The organism is Aquabacterium sp. (genome assembly GCF_035476535.1).
In the GTDB taxonomy this organism is placed as follows: domain Bacteria; phylum Pseudomonadota; class Gammaproteobacteria; order Burkholderiales; family Burkholderiaceae_C; genus Pseudaquabacterium.
Genome location: NZ_DATILJ010000330.1, coordinates 86,663 through 103,855, shown reverse-complemented (window position 1 = coordinate 103,855; position 17,193 = coordinate 86,663). Strand labels below are relative to the sequence as shown.

The following is a 17,193-nucleotide window of genomic DNA, read 5'->3' as shown; positions in this document are numbered from 1 at the left end:
TCGAGTTGCACGTTGTAGCCCTGCGGGCCGCTGGTGATCACCAGGCGCTGGAACTGGCGTTCGTCGTCGGGCAGCCAGCGCGCGCTCAGGCGCTGGAGTTCGTGGCGGTCGTTGGTTTCCACCGTGACCAGCTTGCCTGCGCGGCCGCTGAACAACTGGCGCGCCGTGGCGTCGTTGCGCAGGAACGCCAAGGCAGCCGAGTCGGCCACACCCAGGCGCTGCAGCAGGCTTTGGGCGGTGTCATCGCGGCGCACCTGATCGCTGCGGAACAGGGTGAGTGAGGCGGCGGGCAGGGTGACATCGGTGAGCAGCGGGGCACCCAGGGGGGCGGTGTCCAGCGCTTCGATCACTTGCCGCACGGGCAGGTCGGCGGCATCGGGGGCCAGCGGGGCGATGCCAAACGCCGTCACGCCGGTGCCGAGCAAAACCGCACCCACGCCGAGCATGATGCGGCGGGGATGCCGGATCAGGCCACGGGCCAGGAGACTGGAAGAAGAGCGTGCAAGCTGGGGTAGCGAGTCCGGGCGGATTGAAATCAAGGTACGGTTCCTGCTGGCGGACCACCGGGGTGGCACGCAATCAAAAGAAGAGGCATCTGAAGCAGGAAACGGGCCCTCCCGCAAAGGTGCGGGCTGCGTCTCGCCGGGACGCTCGGGGGCAGGACCACTAAAATCCACGCTCGGAAACCAAAAGTATAGCCAGTTCCCAGGCTGTTGCATCTGAAAAAACCCTTATGAATCACAGCCTTAACGAAACAAAAGGTGTCAAAAAGCCCACCTCGGAGACGGTGCAGCCGACAGACGGCGTGCGCGAGGCACTGGCGGTGACGCTGCGGGGCATCGAGGAGCTGATTCCGCAGGACGACTGGGTGAAGAAACTGGCGAAGTCCGAGGCCACCGGTGTGCCGCTGCGCATCAAGCTGGGCCTGGACCCGACCGCGCCCGACATCCACATCGGCCACACGGTGGTGCTCAACAAGATGCGGCAGCTGCAGGATCTGGGGCATCAGGTGATCTTCCTGATCGGCGATTTCACCAGCCTGATTGGCGATCCCTCGGGCCGCAACAACACGCGCCCGCCGCTGACCACCGAGCAGATCAAGGCCAACGCCGAGACCTATTACAAGCAGGCCAGCCTGGTGCTGGACCCGGCGAAGACGGAGATCCGCTACAACAGTGAGTGGTCGCTTCCATTGGGTTCGATGGGCATGATCCAGCTGGCCGCCAAGTACACCGTGGCGCGCATGATGGAGCGCAACGATTTCCACGACCGCTTCAAGGCCGGCACGCCGATCAGCGTGCACGAGTTCCTGTACCCGCTGATGCAGGGTTACGACTCGGTGGCGCTAAAGAGCGACCTGGAGCTGGGCGGCACCGACCAGAAGTTCAACCTGCTGATGGGCCGCCACCTGCAGCAGGAATACGGTCAGGAGCCGCAGTGCATCCTGACCATGCCGCTGCTCGAAGGTCTGGACGGCATCGACAAGATGTCGAAGTCCAAGAACAACTACATCGGCATCACCGAAGCCGCGAACACGATGTTTGCCAAGGTGCTGTCGATCTCGGACACGCTGATGTGGCGCTGGTACACGCTGCTGTCGTTCAAGTCGCTGGCTGAGATCGAGGTGTTGAAGCAGGAGATCGAAGGCGGCCGCAATCCGAAGGATGCGAAGGTGATGCTGGCCAAGGAGATCACGGCGCGTTTCCACAGCGCGGCGGCGGCGGATGCGGCGGAGCAGGACTTCATCAACCGCAGCAAGGGCGGTGTGCCCGACGAGATTCCCGAGGTGTTGTTGTCGGGTGCGCCGATGGGGATTGGTGCCTTGTTGAAGGCTGCGGGGCTGGCGGCATCGTCCAGCGAGGGCAACCGCCTGATCGATGGCGGCGGGGTGCGCATTGATGGGGCTGTTGTCAGTGACAAGGTCTTGAAAGTCGAGGCCGGGACCTGTGTGGTGCAGGTGGGCAAGCGCAAGTTTGCTCGGGTCACGCTTTCCTGACTTTTCTCGCCAGCACCTTTGCGGGATCGGGGCGCCAGCGCGCTCTGTGCCGTTCGTGTCCCCCGGACCGGCTGCGCCGGTCCTCCTCCTTTACCTCACTGCACAGAACGCACTGTCACCCCGATCCGAGGTGAAGTTGGCGTTCCCACAGTTGGGCGCAACGGTGTTCGCGGACCGAGTGACAGTGGTGACCGGCGCAGCGAAGTAAAGGAGGAGGGGCCGCGAAGCGGCCCCGGGGGACATGAGCGGAGTCGGTCACCACTGGCGCTCGGTCCATTGAGGTAGCGCAGGCGAGAAGCACCAACGTACCCATCAAGCAAACAGCGGCTTCACGTTCCAGATCTGGTCGGCGTACTCGCGGATGGTTCGGTCCGACGAGAAGGTGCCCATGCCGGCCACGTTCATGATCGCGTGGCGCGTCCACTCGGTGGGGCGGCGGTAGAGCTCATCCACTTTTCCCTGAGCCGCCAGGTAGTCACCGTAGTCGGCCAGCAGCAGGTAGTAATCGGATTCGAGCAGCGTGCGCGTGATGTCGTGGAATCGGCCGGGCTCTTCCGGACTGAAGGCGCCTTCGGCGATGCGGTCGATGGCGGTCTTCAGATCGTAGTTGTGGTCGTAGTAGCGGCGCGGGTTGTAGCCGCTGGCACGCAAGGCCGCCACCTGCTCGGTGCGCAGACCGAAGATGAAGATGTGTTCCAGGCCCACGTTCTCGGCGATCTCGATGTTGGCACCGTCCCAGGTGCCGATGGTCAGGGCGCCGTTGAGCGCGAACTTCATGTTGCCGGTGCCCGAGGCCTCGGTGCCGGCGGTGGAGATCTGCTCGGACAGATCGGCCCCGGGCATGATCACCTCGGCCACCGAGACGCCGTAGTTCGGGATGAACACCACCTTCAGCCGGTCGCCCACACGCGGATCGTGGTTGACGACGCGGCCGACGTCGTGGATCAGCCGGATGATCTGCTTGGCGCTGTGGTAGCTCGACGCCGCTTTGCCGGCAAAGATCACCGTGCGCGGCACCCAATCGGCCTGCGGCTGGGCCAGGATTGCGCGGTAGCGTGTCACCGCGTGCAGCACGTTGAGCAACTGGCGCTTGTATTCATGGATGCGCTTGACCTGGACGTCGAACAGCGAGGCCGGATTCACCAGCTCGCCGGTGGTGCGGTGGATCAGCGCCGCCAGGCGCTGCTTGTTGCCGTGTTTGGCCTCGATGAAGGTCTGGCGGAAGGCCGCGTCGTCGGCCAGCGGCAGCAGGCGCTTCAGCGTGCCCAGGTCGCGCCGCCAGCCGTCGCCGAGCGACTGGTCCAGCAGCCCCGAGAGCTTCGGGTTGGCCTGTGCCAGCCAGCGCCGCGGCGTCACGCCGTTGGTCAGGTTGGTGAAGCGCTCGGGCCACAGGCTGGCGAAGTCCGCGAAGATGGTCTGTACCAGCAGGTCGCTGTGCAGCGCCGAGACGCCGTTGACCTTGTGGCTGCCGACGATCGCCAGGTGCGCCATGCGCACACGCCGCTCGCCGTGTTCGTCGACCAGCGACAGGCGACGCAGGAAGTCGGCATCGCCGGGCCGGTGCGCGCCGGCCTCGAGCAGGAAGTCGTGGTTGATGCGGAAGATGATCTCCAGGTGCCGCGGCAACACATGCTGCATCAGCGCCACCGGCCAGGTTTCCAGCGCCTCCGGCATCAGCGTGTGGTTGGTGTAGCTGAACACGCGTTGCGTGATGCGCCAGGCCGCGGCCCAGACGAAGCCATGCTCGTCGACGAGCAGGCGCATCAGCTCGGCCACCCCGATGGCCGGGTGCGTGTCGTTCAGATGGATTGCTACCTGCTCGGCCAGGTTGCCGAGCTGGCCATGCTCGGCCAGGTGGCGCGCGACGATGTCCTGCAGCGAGGCCGAAGTGAAGAAGTATTCCTGGCGCAGCCGCAGCTCGCGGCCGGCCGGCGTGCTGTCGTTCGGGTACAGCACCCAGGAGATGTTCTCGAACTGGTTCTTGTATTCGGCGGCGCGTGCATAGTCGCCGCTGTTGAAGGCATGCAGGTCCATGTGCGCCGGCGCGCTGGCCTTCCACAGCCGCAAGGTGGCCACGCGGGCGGTGGCGTGGCCGGGAATCACATGGTCGTAGGCCTTGGCGCTGACCTCGCCGGCATGCCGCCACAGCGGCGGTGAGTCGGGCGATTCGGCGCGTTCGACCCAGCCGCCGAAGCGCACCGGATAGGCCAGCTCGGGCCGCGGAAACTCCCAGGGTGTGCCGTCGGCCAGCCAGGGGTCCGGATGCTCGACCTGGCGCCCCCCCTGGATGGTCTGCGCAAACATGCCGAACTCGTAGCGGATGCCATAGCCATAGGACGGCAGACCCAGCGTGGCCATCGAGTCGAGGAAGCACGCGGCCAGCCGGCCCAGGCCGCCATTGCCCAGCGCCGCATCGGGCTCCTGCGCCTGCACGTCTTCCAGCGTGGCGGCATGCTGCGCCAGGTCGGCCGCGGCCGGACTGTCCAGCGACAGGGCCGCCAGCGCATTGCCCAGGCTGCGGCCGATCAGGAACTCCATCGACAGGTAGTAGACCCGCCGCGCCTTGGCCTTGCGGTCGGCCGCCTCGCCGGCCACCCAGCGCTGCGAGAGTTCGGCGCGCGCCACCTGCGAGACGGCGTTCATCAGGTCGCGCTTGCCGGCTTGGTCGGGCGCCACGCCGACGGTGTGGAGCAGGTGCTGCTCGATGCGTTCGGCAACGCCGAGGGAGGGGAATGCGCTGATGTCGGTGTCTGAGGCCATGTCTCGAATCCTCGTGGCTGGAATCGCTGTTGCGGCAGGCGCTGCGCAAAGAGTCAGTCGCTTGCCGCCGACGGAAATGCATTATTCATGCCCCGGCCCCGCAACCACCCGCAAAAGACATGGCACCATGGCACTTCCCGGCCCGCGTTGCAGGGGTGGGCTCCGCAGCGCCGCCGGACTCACAGGAGACAAAGAACCATGCCGACCATCGAGCTTGCCTCCAGCCTCGACCTCCCCAAGCGTGCCGTGGCGCTGGTGCTGGCCGGCGGCCGCGGCAGCCGCCTGAAGCAGCTGACCGACCGGCGCGCCAAGCCCGCGGTGTACTTCGGCGGCAAGTTCCGCATCGTCGACTTCGCGCTGTCGAACTGCCTGAACTCCGGCATCCGCCGCATCGGCGTGATCACGCAGTACAAGAGCCACAGCCTGTTGCGCCACCTGCAGCGCGGCTGGGCCTTCCTGAAAAGCGAGATGAACGAGTTCGTCGACCTGCTGCCGGCGCAGCAGCGCATCGACGAAGAGCACTGGTACCGCGGCACCGCCGATGCGGTGTACCAGAACCAGGACATCCTGGCCGCCTATGGCGCCGACTACATCGTGGTACTGGCCGGCGACCACATCTACAAGATGAACTACGCGCTGCTGCTGGCCGACCACGTGGCGCAGGGGCGCGAATGCACGGTGGCCTGCATCGAGGTGCCGCGTGCCGAAGCCAGCTCGTTCGGCGTGATGGCGGTCGATGCGCAGCGCCGCATCGTCGACTTCATCGAGAAGCCGGCCGATCCGCCGGCCATCCCAGGCAAGCCCGACATGTCGCTGGCCAGCATGGGCATCTACGTGTTCAACGCGCGCTACCTGTACCGCGAGCTGGAGCGCGACATGGCCGACCCGAACTCCAGCCACGATTTCGGCAAGGACATCATTCCTGCCGCGGTGCGCAACGCCCAGGCGGTGGCGCATCCGTTCGACATCAGCTGCGTCAGCGTCAAGTCGGGCGGGCTGCCGTACTGGCGCGATGTCGGCACGATCGATGCGTACTGGGACGCCAACATCGACCTCACCGCCACGGTGCCCGAGCTCGACCTCTACGACACGCGCTGGCCGATCTGGACCTACCAGCCGCAGCTGCCGCCGGCCAAGTTCGTGCACAACCAGGAAGACCGGCGCGGCATGGCCATCGAGTCACTGGTGTCGGGCGGCTGCATCGTCTCGGGCCGCGCCTTCCGCACGCTGCTGTTCTCCAATGTGCGCGTGCATTCCCATTCGGAGGTCAACTGGTCGGTGCTGCTGCCGGGTGTGCAGGTGGGACGCGGCGTGCGGCTGAACCGCGTGGTGGTCGATCGCGGCTGCAGCATTCCGGACGGCATGGTGATCGGTGAAGACGCGGTCGAAGACGCGCGCCGCTTCTACCGCAGCGAACAAGGCATCACGCTGGTGACACGCGGCATGCTGGAGGCGCTGAGCTCGTGAATGGCGTGAACCGGGGCAGCCCGCGGGTGCTGCATGTGGCGGCCGAGATCTACCCGCTGGTGAAGACTGGCGGCCTGGCCGACGTGGTGGCGGCGCTGCCGCCGGCGCTGGCCGAGGCCGGTGCCGATGTGCGCCTGCTGCTGCCCGGCCTGCCGCCCATCCTGGACGCGGTGCAATCGGCACGGCCGGTGATCGACATCGGGGCCTGTTTCGGCGCGCTGCGGGTGCGCCTGCTGCTGGGCCGCATGCCCGGCACGCACTTGCCGGTGTACGTGATCGATGCGCCGCACCTCTACCGCCGCGACGGCGGCCCCTACCAGGCGCGCGACGGCGGCGAGTGGCCGGACAACCAGCGCCGCTTCGCGCTGCTGGGCTGGGTCGCGGCGCACCTTGCGGCAGCGGACGCCGATGTCACGTGGGCACCGGACGTCGTGCACGCGCACGACTGGCATGCCGCGCTGGCCTGCGCCTACATCGCCGACCACCTGCCGACGCCGGCGGCCTCGGTCTTCACGGTGCACAACCTGGCTTTCCAGGGCTTGTTCCCGCACCACGACTGGACCTTGCTGGGCCTGCCGTCGCGCTTCATGGCGCCCTCCGGGCTGGAGTTCCACGGCCAGCTGTCGTTCATGAAAGCGGGCCTGAAGTTCGCCGACCGCGTCACCACCGTCAGCCCGAGCTATGCACGCGAGATCGCCACGCACGAGTTCGGCTGCGGGCTGGACGGCGTGATCCGCGGCCGCGCCGGCGAGGTGGCCGGCATCCTCAACGGCATCGATGAGGCGGTGTGGAACCCGGCCAACGATGCCGCTCTGGCGGCGCGTTATGACGCGGAGCGGCTGGACGGCAAGCAGGCCTGCCGGCAAGCGCTGCAGGCCTCGCTGGGGCTGGATCTCGACGATCAGTCGCTGCTGCTCACCGTGGTCAGCCGATTGACCTCGCAGAAGGGTCTGGACCTGGTGCTGGCTGCCTTGCCGGCGCTGGTCAAGGACGGCGTGCAGCTGGCGCTGCAGGGCACCGGCGAGCCGGCGCTGGAAGCCGCCTTTCGCATGGCCGAGCAGATGAACCCGGGCCGCGTGCGCGTGCACATCGGCTACGACGAGACCCGGGCCCACCAGCTGGTGGCCGGCGCCGACGTGATTGCCGTGCCCTCGCGCTTCGAGCCCTGCGGCCTGACGCAGATGTACGGCCTGCGCTACGGCAGCCTGCCACTGGTGCGGCGGGTCGGTGGCCTGGGCGATACCGTGCGCGATGGGGCCACCGGCTTCGTGTTCGATGCCGCAACGCCCGACGCGCTGGTGGCCTGCGTGCGGCGCGCGCTGGCGCTGCGCACCGACCCGGCCGCCTGGCAGGCCACGATGCGCCGCGCGATGGCGCAGGACCTGTCCTGGGCCGGGCCGGCCCACGAGTACCTTGCGCTTTATCAGCAGGCCCGGCAATCGCGGGCCGAATCGCCCCGGGTGGCGACAGGCTGAAGCCGAACGGCCTGGTCCGGCCGCAGGCGCGCTGGCCTCAACCCTGCGCCGGCAGGTACTCGATGCCGGTCTGCGCCAGTCCGGCCAGTTCCACGCTCTGCACATTCAGCATCGCCTGGCAGGCCAGCTGGCCCAGCGCCGCCTGGGTGAACACGCCGCTGTCGAGCAGGCCGGTGTACTCCGCCAGGCTCGCCGCGTCGGCAGGGCTGCCGACCACGTTGCGATAGACCAGCTTCACGAAATCGGTGTTGGAGCGTGAGCCGGCCAGTTGTTCGAAGACGCCGGTGCCGATCGCCAGCGCCACCAACTCGCCGTAGCTTATGCCCTGGTCCAGCAGGTCCAGGCCGATGCCCACGTACAGCGGGTTCGCCAGGAAGCTGCTGCCGAACAGCGCGCGGAGGATCTGCGCCACCTGGCCGCCATGGTCGGCGGCGCCGGTGTCGTAGGCGATTGCGGCGTCACCGAAGGCCAGCCGCTCGATGCCCAGCAGCGTGTCGAGGCCTTCTGCGCCGCTGCGGTCGGTGATGGTCCATTCGGTGGCACCGCGCTGCACGTCGAAACTGGCGCGCAGGCCAGTGTAGCGGGCGAGGTCCACCCCGGCACCGCCGTCCAGGCGGTCATCGCCGCCGCGCCCCACCAGCTCGTCACTGCCGCGCATGCCGTGCAGCGCATTGGCCAGCGCATTGCCCAGCAGTGCATCGGCACCGTCACCGCCCAGCGCGTTCTCGATCGCGGTGCCGGCGGCGACGGCGAACGATTGGCCGTCCAGCCAGCTCGGCGAGCCGGCCACCAGATCGATGATGCTGTCCGAGGTGATGGCCGCGGCGTTGATCGTGTCCGTTCCGCCGTCATCGGCCAGCGTCGCGCGCGTGGGCGACTGCAGCACCGCCTCGGCGTATTCGTCGGTGTAGAGGTAGACATCGTCGGCCGTGACGGGCTTGCCGACCAGGTTCAAGGTCCAGCTGCGCAGCGAGCCGACGTCCGCATCGGCCTTGTCGTAGACCGTCAGCGACCAGTCGCCGAGCGACGATTCGCCCATGCTCAGCACGGTGTTGAAGGTGAAGTGGATATCCTCCTGATGCACGCCGAAGGCGGTGAGCGCGTTCTGGCCGGGGCGCGACAGCAACCAGCTGGAGGTCCCGGCCGGCGACACCAGCAGCAGCGACAGATCGCCGATGTAGTCGTGTTCGATGTCCACCGTCACCTCGACGCGTTCCACCTCGATAGCCTCGGTGATCGCGATCGATTGCGTCAGGGATGAGCGGCCATCGGGGATCTCGGCCGGCGTCGCGCGCGTGGCGCTGAGCTCGACGTCATTGGCCGACGTGGCCGCCACGCTGCCCCAGGTCTCGGCCAGCCGCACGGCGGCATGCGCGTCCACCAGGCCGAAGCCCAGGTCGTGCGCCTCGGCGTCGAAGTGCAGGCCGCCGCCATTCCAGTGCTGCCCGCCGTTGTAGCGCCAGAGGTTGTCCTCGGCGGCGCTGATGTGCGCGCTGCTGGCCAGGATCTGCTGCACGTCGCGGTAGCCCAGCTGCGGGTTGGCTTCGAGCATCAGCGCTACCACGCCCGAGACCACCGGTGCCGAGAACGACGTGCCGGCGATGCGCACCATGTCCTCCTGGCCGTAGCCTTGGCTGCCCGGGCGGTCGGTGGTCAGGATGTTGCCGAAGTCGAACTCGTCGCCGCCATCGCCGCCGGGCGCGGCCACCAGGATCGATGCCCCCGGCGAGCTGTAGGAGGTGGCTTCACCGACGTAATCGGTGGCCGCCACGGTGACGATGTAGCGGCTGTTCTGGAAGTTGTGCAGATTGGTGTCGTCGCCGAACTCGAAGCTGTTGCCGGCCGACTGCACGACGATGGTGCCCAGGCCGCCGCGGCCCTGCTCGGCCAGCGCCTTCAGCGCGGCGCCGCTGGCGCTGAACTCGGCATCGATGAAGTTGTCCTCGAAGGCCCAGGGTGCATCCAGGTAGTACTGCGGCGCATAGCCCCAGCTGTCGTTCAGGATGTCAAGTTCCTGCGCATAGGCAAAGGCGTTCTGGATCTCGATGGTGGCGGAATCGGCATCCAGTGCCGAGTACAAGGACACCAGGCTGGCGTCATAGGCCACGCCGATGCCGCCGATGGTGTTGCGGTCCGCGGCAATCACGCCGGCCACCGCGGTGCCGTGGTTGTCGGAGTCCGACACCGGGTTGCCGCCGGCACTGAGGTCGACCGTGTGGCGGCCGGCGGCCTGATCGATGTTGTCGTGCAGGTCGGCGTGGCTGGCATCGATGCCCTGGTCGAACACGCCGATGCGCACGCCCGCGCCGGTGTACTCCGGCCACACCGACAGCACATTGGCGCCGGTGCCCGGGTACAGATGCCATTGCTGGCCACGCAGCGGATCGTCGGGCAATGCGATACCGGGGTTGTCGTTGTCGACGATCGTGACCATCGCCGCATCGTTGCCGAGCACGGCACCGCTCGGGCTGTCCAGCGTCAGGCGCAAGCCTTCGTTGGGCTCGAACAAGCCGTCGTCGAAGATGGCCAGGTCGACCAGCAACTGCGTCTGACCGGGCGCGAAGCTGAGCACGCGCGAGGCCGCGCTCAGGTCGGCATCGGCCGCGCCGGCGGTGCCGGTGCTGTCGATGTGCAGGGTGACCTGCACAGCTTGCGGCATCGCATCGCTGAGGCTCACCATCACTTGCAGCGTGCCAGTACCTTCGCTGACCGCGAGCGTCTCGGGCAGCGAGACCTCGGCAGCGGCATGGGTGCGGAAGTGGTAGCTGGCATGGGCCGCGTTGGGGTTGCCCTCGGCGTCCAGCACGGCCCCGGCCGGGAGTTCCAGCGTGTAGCTGGTGTTGCGCAACAACCGGGCCGGCGGATCGATGCTCAGGTTGGCGCCCTCCAGCGTGAGCTGGCTGCTGGTGGCGGCATCGAAGCTGGCCACCACGGTGCCGGCACCGTCGCGCAGCAGCAGGGTGCCGGTGCCGCGCTGGATTGTCTCGTTGAAGGTCAGTTGCAAGTTGCTGCCGACGAGCACGTCGGTCGACCCGGAGGCAGGGCTGAACAGCAGCGGTGTCGGTGGGGACGCCGCCGTGAACTGCGACGCCTCGAAAAAATCGTCGCCGAAGTACAGCATCTCGACGCTGCGCAGGATGTCGGTGCCGTCCAGTTCGGAACTCACGGTGAGCCAGCCAGTCGCTGGGTCGTAGCGCACCGTCGCTTCGGCCAGCGTCGCAAGAAAGCCGGTGAAGTCGTCGCCGAAGCCGCCGTCGATCGTGTCGTCGCCAAACGAGCCGAACAGGAAGTTGACGCCTTCGTCGCCGGTCAGCGTGTCGTCGTAGAAGCTGCCGAAGACGCTCTCGATCGAGATCAGTTGGTCGTTGCCGTCGGCACCGGAGGCGCGGCCTTTGGCGAGATTGACCGTCACGGCGCCGAACGCGAAGAAGTAGTCGGCCGCGTCGATGCCGGTGCCGCCGTCGAGTGTGTCGTCGCCGGTATCGCCGCTCAGGGTGTCGTCGCCGCCACCGCCCTGCAGCAAGTCGTCGCCGAAGTCGCCGTACAGCGTGTTGTCGGCGTAGTTGCCGATCAGCGAGTCGTTGTACAACGAGCCCCAGACGTCCTCGACCGAGACCAGCGTGTCGGTGCCGCTGCCGCCGCTGGCGCTGCCCGACAGCAGGTTCACCGTCACCGCGGAGATGGCGTCGTCGTAGTAGGCAGTGTCGATGCCGGCGCCGCCATCGAGCAGGTCGTTGCCGGCATAACCTTGCAGCGAGTCGTCGCCGGCCAGGCCGCGCAGCGTATCGCTGCCGTCGGTGCCCTCCAGGTAGTCGAGGTCAGGTGTGCCGCTGACCAGATCGGCCGGGCTGACCTGAAACCGTGGGCCGGGTGCGCGTTGCGCTGGCCACAACGCATCAGCGGCGGACGCGTCGCCGTGCAAACTCAAAACCATCGTCACTCCCTGTGCTGCCGGCCTCGGGGAGAGTCCCGGGCGGCTTGTGCCGGGAGTCTAACGAGGGAAGAATGCGTCGATGAGCACGATCCCCGAACCGAATGGTCTGGCCCTGATCCTGCGGGCCAGCATGTTCGCAGCGCACAAGCACCGCGACCAGCGGCGCAAGGACGTGAATGCGTCACCCTACATCAACCACCCGCTGAGCCTGGCCTGCGTGCTGGCCAACGAAGGCGGAGTCACCGATGCGGCGACGCTGTGCGCCGCGCTGCTGCACGACACGATCGAGGACACCGACACCAGCGCCGAGGAACTGGCGCGCGAGTTCGGCGCCGAGATCGCCGGCTTGGTGGGCGAGGTGACCGACGACAAGACCCTGCAGAAGGCGGAGCGCAAGCGCCTGCAGATCGAACACGCGGCAACGATCAGCGACAAGGCCAAGCGCGTGAAGCTGGCCGACAAGATCTGCAACCTGCGCGACGTGGCCGATTCACCGCCGGCCGGCTGGTCGCTGGACCGCAAGCGCGAGTACTTCGACTGGGCCAAGGCGGTGATCGACCGGCTGCGCGGCATCGATGCGCGGCTGGAAGCGGTGTTCGACGCGGCCTACCGCGGCCGACCCTAGGCACGGGCCGGCGGGGCAGGCGCCGTGGCCCGCGCGGGCCGGGTCAGTCCAGGCGGCGGCGTGCCCATGCGGCCAGCAGCAGGCCACCGCACAGCATCAGCAAGCCAGCGTGGGGTTCCGGTATCGGCATCGCGGAGGTCACGAAGTGCCCGTCGGTGGCCGCGCCGTTGGCGGCCGTGAAGCCGTAGTACACCGGCGCGCCGGCCAGGCCGCTGAAGTCCACCGCGGCACCGACGCTGAAACTGCCCAGGTTGATGTGCGAGATCGTGCCCGTCAGCGTGCCGGCCAAATCGTCGTTGCCCGAGGGCTGGTAGTTCACGACCGCCAGCCACTGGAAGTTGGGGTCGCGGATGCTGTCGCCCAGTCCGGTTTCGGTGGCGGCCAGCGGCGTCACGCTGCCGCCGGCCAGGATCTGCAGGCTGGGGGACACCGGTTCGTCGTCGAAGTGGAAGGTGTCGATCGCAAAGGCCACGCTGTCCGACCCCAATCCGTCGTAGCCCAGGCCGCTGCCCGCGCCGCCCAGGGCGGGTGTGCCAGCCAGCGTGAAGGTCAGGCCGTCGCCGCGCAGGTCCGTGCTGACCGGGATAAAGAAGTGGAAGTCGAAGCTGAAGGCCTGGTTGAAGTCCATCGTCAGCGCAGTGGGCGCAAAGCCCGCGCCGCCCTGGCCACCCGTGCCGGGCGCGGTCAGCATCAGGTTGCTGTAGGTGAAGCCGTTGCCGGGCGTGGTGTTGCTGGCCTGCGCGCTGCCGAGCAGCGTCCACTGCGTGAAGTCGGTGAGGCCGGTGGCCAGGCTGACGCCTTGCTGCGCGATGGCGCCGCCGTGCAAGGCAGTACCCAGCAACGTGGCCAATGTCAGGATTCGAATGTTCATGGTGGATCCCGGTGGGGTGATGGACCGGGCCACTGTGCGGGCTGACCGTTAGGCAAACGTTAGCGGCGTTGCCATGGGGTGCCGAGCGGCAGAAACAAAAACGCCCCGGGGACGGGGCGCTGGTATTCCATGCTGGCGGAGGGAGCGGGATTCGAACCCGCGGTGGGCTGTTAACCCACACACGCTTTCCAGGCGTGCGACTTAAACCGCTCATCCATCCCTCCGCGGGACGAAGCCTTGAATTCTAGCCGAGGCTTGGCTCGGTTCCGAGACCTCAGGGTGTCGCGCGCTTGATCACCGCCATCGCGGTGGCGATCAGGCCGGACACCTCGGTCATGTTGCCGGGCACGATCATCGTGTTGTTGGTCTTGGCCAGTTGGCCATAGGCATCGATGGCTTTTTCGGCCACCTTCAGTTGCACCGCGTCGGAGCCGCCGGGCTGTTCGATGGCCGAGGCGATCTTGCGGATCGCGTCGGCCGTGGCATCGGCCACCGCGGTGATCGCGGCGGCTTCACCCATGGCCTTATTGATCTCGGCCTGCTTCTCGCCTTCGGAGCGGGCGATCGACGCCTCACGCTCACCTGTGGCGATATTGATCTGCTCCTGGCGCCGGCCTTCGGACGCGGCGATCAGCGCGCGCTTTTCGCGCTCGGCGGTGATTTGCGCCTGCATGCTGCGCAGGATCTCGGCCGGCGGTGTCAGGTCCTTGATCTCGTAGCGCAGCACCTTGACGCCCCAGTTCAGCGCGGCTTCGTCCAGCGAGGCCACCACGCCGGCGTTGATCTGGTCACGCTCCTCGAAAGTTCGGTCCAGTTCCATGCGGCCGATCACGCTGCGCAGCGTGGTCTGCGCCAGCTGTGTGATCGCGACGATGTAGTTCGACGAGCCGTAGCTGGCGCGCATCGGGTCGGTGACCTGGAAGTACAGGATGCCGTCCACCGTGAGCTGGGTGTTGTCCTTGGTGATGCAGATCTGGCTGGGCACGTCCAGCGGAATCTCCTTCAAGGAATGGCGGTAGGCCAGCCGGTCGACGAAGGGCACCAGCCAGTTCAGCCCCGGCGTCAGCGTGGCGTGGTACTTGCCCAGCCGCTCGACGACCCAGGCGTTCTGCTGCGGCACGACCTTGATCGAGCGCACGACGAAGATCGCCGCCAGGATGAACAGCACCAGTGCAATGATTTCCATGTAGCGCTCCGTAGCAAAGGGGGGTGATCAAGGGGCGGGGCGATCGAGCAGCAAGCGGCTGCCTTGCACCGCCCGGATGACATGCTCGCCCGGGGCGGGCGTGCCCTCGCCGGCATAGCGCGCATCCCAGCCGGCACCGCGGTAGTAGACCCGCGCGCTGCCGTCGGGATGCCAGTGCGAGACCTGCACGCTGCCGCCGATGTCGAGGTTCAGTGCCGGGTCAGTGGCGCCGTTGGTCGACTGCTTGCTGCGGCGCCAGTACCACAGCGCCACGACACCGCTGCCGACGAGAGCCCCGATCACCAGCTGACCCGTGCTCGACAAGCCCGCATGCGCGGCGAGTGCCGCCGCCGCCGTGCCGACAGCCAGCATCAGGAGGTAGAAGGTGCCGGTGGCCAGTTCGGCTGCCACCAGGGCCACCGTGCCCAGCCACCACCAGGTGGATGCGTTCCAGTCCATCGCTTCACCGCCTCGGGTTCGGGGGGGCCAGTGTAGCCATGGCACAAGGATCGGCCGCGTCATCAGCAGGCCATGGGTTCGCGCCTACACTTCGCGCTCGCCAATTTTCGACCCCCTCGCTCCGAAGGAGCTTAGTGATGCTGCGCTTCCGCTTCCCCATCGTCATCATCGACGAAGACTACCGCTCGGAGAACACCTCCGGCCTGGGCATCCGCGCGCTCGCGCAAGCCATCGAGAAAGAGGGCTTCGAGGTGTTGGGCGTCACCAGCTACGGCGACCTGTCGTCCTTTGCGCAGCAGCAGAGCCGGGCCTCGGCCTTCATCCTGTCGATCGACGACGAGGAGTTCACGCCCGGGCCCGAGCTGGACCCGGCCGTGCTGAACCTGCGCAAGTTCATCGAAGAGATCCGCTTCAAGAACGCCGACATCCCGATCTACCTGTACGGCGAAACGCGCACCTCGGAGCACATTCCGAACGACATCCTGCGCGAGCTGCACGGCTTCATCCACATGTTCGAGGACACGCCGGAGTTCGTGGCCCGCCACATCATCCGCGAAGCCAAGAGCTACCTCGACGGCCTGGCACCGCCGTTCTTCAAGGCGCTGATGGACTATGCGCAGGACGGCTCGTATTCCTGGCACTGCCCGGGCCATTCGGGCGGCGTGGCCTTCCTGAAGAGCCCGGTGGGCCAGATGTTCCACCAGTTCTTCGGCGAGAACATGCTGCGCGCCGACGTCTGCAACGCGGTGGAAGAACTCGGCCAGCTGCTCGACCACACCGGCCCGATCGCGCAGAGCGAGAAGAACGCGGCGCGCATCTTCAATGCCGACCACTGCTTCTTCGTCACCAACGGCACCAGCACCAGCAACAAGATGGTCTGGCACCACACGGTGGCGCCGGGCGACGTGGTGGTGGTGGACCGCAACTGCCACAAGTCCATCCTGCACTCGATCATCATGACCGGCGCGGTGCCGGTGTTCATGACGCCGACGCGCAACCACTTCGGCATCATCGGCCCGATCCCGGAGAGCGAGTTTTCGCCGGAGACCATCCGCAGGAAGATCGCCGCGAACCCGCTGCTGGCCGGTGTCGACGCCGAGACGGTGAAGCCGCGCATCCTGACGCTGACGCAGAGCACCTACGACGGCGTGCTCTACAACACCGAGACCATCAAGGCCAAGCTCGACGGCTGGATCGACACGCTGCATTTCGACGAAGCCTGGCTGCCGCATGCCGCCTTCCACAAGTTCTACGGCAACTTCCATGCAATGGGCAAGTCGCGCCCGCGGCCGAAGGAGGCGATGGTCTATGCCACGCAAAGCACGCACAAGCTGCTGGCCGGCCTGAGCCAGGCCTCGCAGGTGCTGGTGCAGGACTCGCAGACGCGGAAGCTCGACTTCCATCTGTTCAACGAGGCCTACCTGATGCACACCTCGACCTCGCCGCAGTACTCGATCATCGCCAGCTGCGATGTCGCGGCGGCGATGATGGAGCCGCCCGGCGGCACCGCGCTGGTCGAAGAAAGCCTGAAGGAGGCGCTGGACTTCCGCCGCGCAATGCGCAAGGTCGACGACGAGTTCGGCATGGACTGGTGGTTCAAGGTCTGGGGGCCGGACAAGCAGAACCGGGAAGACGTCGGCGAGCCCTCGGGCTGGGTGCTCAAGGCCAACGAGGAATGGCATGGCTTCGGCAACCTGGCGCCGGGCTTCAACATGCTCGACCCCATCAAGAGCACCATCATCACGCCGGGGCTGGACGTGTCGGGCAAGTTCGCCGAAACCGGCATCCCTGCGGCCATCGTCACCAAGTTCCTGGCCGAGCATGGCGTGGTGGTCGAGAAGACCGGCCTCTACTCGTTCTTCATCATGTTCACCATCGGCATCACCAAGGGCCGCTGGAACACGCTGCTGACGGCGCTGCAGCAGTTCAAGGACGACTACGACAAGAATGCACCGCTGTGGCGCATCCTGCCCGAGTTCTGTGCGCAACAGCCGCGCTACGAGCGCATGGGCCTGCGCGACCTGTGTCAGTCCATCCACCAGACCTATGCGGCGGGCGACATCGCGCGGCTGACCACCGAGATGTACCTGTCCGACCTGCATCCGGCGATGAAGCCCAGCGATGCGTTTGCGCGCATCGCCCACCGCGACACCGAGCGGGTGGACATCGACCAGCTGGAAGGCCGTATCACCACCTCGCTGCTGACGCCGTACCCGCCGGGCATCCCGCTGCTGATCCCGGGGGAGCGCTTCAACCGCAAGATCGTGCAGTACCTGCGCTTCACGCGCGAGTTCAATGCCAAGTTCCCGGGCTTCGACACCGACGTGCACGGCCTGGTCGAACTGGACGACGGCCAGGGCGGCCGTCGTTACGCAGTCGACTGCGTCCGGGCCTGAAGCGGGCTGCGGGCCGACGTGCCC

Annotated in this window: 10 protein-coding genes, 1 tRNA gene and 1 pseudogene; 5 read left to right on the top strand and 7 right to left on the bottom strand. The window is 67.2% G+C overall.

Features of this window, described 5'->3' with window-relative positions; all coding sequences use genetic code 11:
• Positions 1-539 (bottom strand): annotated as a pseudogene (locus VLK61_RS31875) (hypothetical protein); the annotation flags it as partial.
• Positions 540-733: 194 nt separating this feature from the next.
• On the opposite strand from VLK61_RS31875, the gene tyrS reads away from it, so the two are divergent.
• Positions 734-1,996, top strand: a complete 1,263-nt coding sequence (tyrS, locus tag VLK61_RS31870) for a tyrosine--tRNA ligase (RefSeq protein WP_325427720.1) — start codon at positions 734-736, stop codon at positions 1,994-1,996.
• Between the two features lie 312 nt (positions 1,997-2,308).
• On the opposite strand, the gene VLK61_RS31865 is transcribed toward tyrS, so the two are convergent.
• Positions 2,309-4,756: a glycogen/starch/alpha-glucan phosphorylase gene (locus VLK61_RS31865; protein ID WP_325427718.1), complete on the bottom strand. Its 2,448-nt coding sequence runs from the start codon at positions 4,754-4,756 to the stop codon at positions 2,309-2,311.
• Positions 4,757-4,954: 198 nt separating this feature from the next.
• On the opposite strand from VLK61_RS31865, the gene glgC reads away from it, so the two are divergent.
• Positions 4,955-6,223 (top strand): glucose-1-phosphate adenylyltransferase, encoded by a 1,269-nt coding sequence (gene glgC / locus VLK61_RS31860; RefSeq protein ID WP_325427716.1) that lies wholly within the window; start codon positions 4,955-4,957, stop codon positions 6,221-6,223.
• On the top strand, positions 6,220-7,698 hold the full coding sequence (gene glgA / locus VLK61_RS31855) for a glycogen synthase GlgA (RefSeq protein ID WP_414636900.1): 1,479 nt from the start codon (positions 6,220-6,222) through the stop codon (positions 7,696-7,698). Before glgC ends, glgA begins: the two co-directional genes overlap by 4 nt.
• A gap of 37 nt (positions 7,699-7,735) precedes the next feature.
• Here the strand turns inward: glgA and VLK61_RS31850 are convergent, their stop codons facing one another.
• Positions 7,736-11,632, bottom strand: coding sequence for a S8 family serine peptidase (locus VLK61_RS31850; protein ID WP_325427714.1), 3,897 nt, complete (start codon positions 11,630-11,632; stop codon positions 7,736-7,738).
• Between the two features lie 79 nt (positions 11,633-11,711).
• Between VLK61_RS31850 and VLK61_RS31845 the strand changes: the two genes are divergently transcribed.
• The gene (locus VLK61_RS31845) at positions 11,712-12,257 is read left to right on the top strand and encodes an HD domain-containing protein (protein WP_414636899.1); all 546 of its coding nucleotides are present in this window, start codon (positions 11,712-11,714) and stop codon (positions 12,255-12,257) included.
• 43 nt (positions 12,258-12,300) lie between these two features.
• Here VLK61_RS31845 and VLK61_RS31840 read toward each other — a convergent pair whose 3' ends face one another.
• The 4 genes from VLK61_RS31840 to VLK61_RS31825 all read right to left on the bottom strand — a co-directional run bounded on the left by VLK61_RS31840 (position 12,301) and on the right by VLK61_RS31825 (position 14,773).
• Positions 12,301-13,128: a lectin-like domain-containing protein gene (locus tag VLK61_RS31840; RefSeq protein WP_325427712.1), complete on the bottom strand. Its 828-nt coding sequence runs from the start codon at positions 13,126-13,128 to the stop codon at positions 12,301-12,303.
• A 133-nt stretch (positions 13,129-13,261) separates the two neighbouring features.
• A tRNA-Ser gene (locus tag VLK61_RS31835) sits at positions 13,262-13,352 on the bottom strand.
• A gap of 50 nt (positions 13,353-13,402) precedes the next feature.
• The gene (locus VLK61_RS31830) at positions 13,403-14,314 is read right to left on the bottom strand and encodes an SPFH domain-containing protein (RefSeq protein ID WP_325427710.1); all 912 of its coding nucleotides are present in this window, start codon (positions 14,312-14,314) and stop codon (positions 13,403-13,405) included.
• Positions 14,315-14,341: 27 nt separating this feature from the next.
• Entirely contained in the window at positions 14,342-14,773 is a 432-nt protein-coding gene (locus tag VLK61_RS31825; RefSeq protein ID WP_325427708.1) for an NfeD family protein, read from the bottom strand.
• Between the two features lie 137 nt (positions 14,774-14,910).
• Here VLK61_RS31825 and VLK61_RS31820 point away from each other — a divergent pair, with 137 nt between their 5' ends.
• Positions 14,911-17,169: an arginine/lysine/ornithine decarboxylase gene (locus VLK61_RS31820; protein ID WP_325427707.1), complete on the top strand. Its 2,259-nt coding sequence runs from the start codon at positions 14,911-14,913 to the stop codon at positions 17,167-17,169.
• Positions 17,170-17,193: the final 24 nt, after the last annotated feature.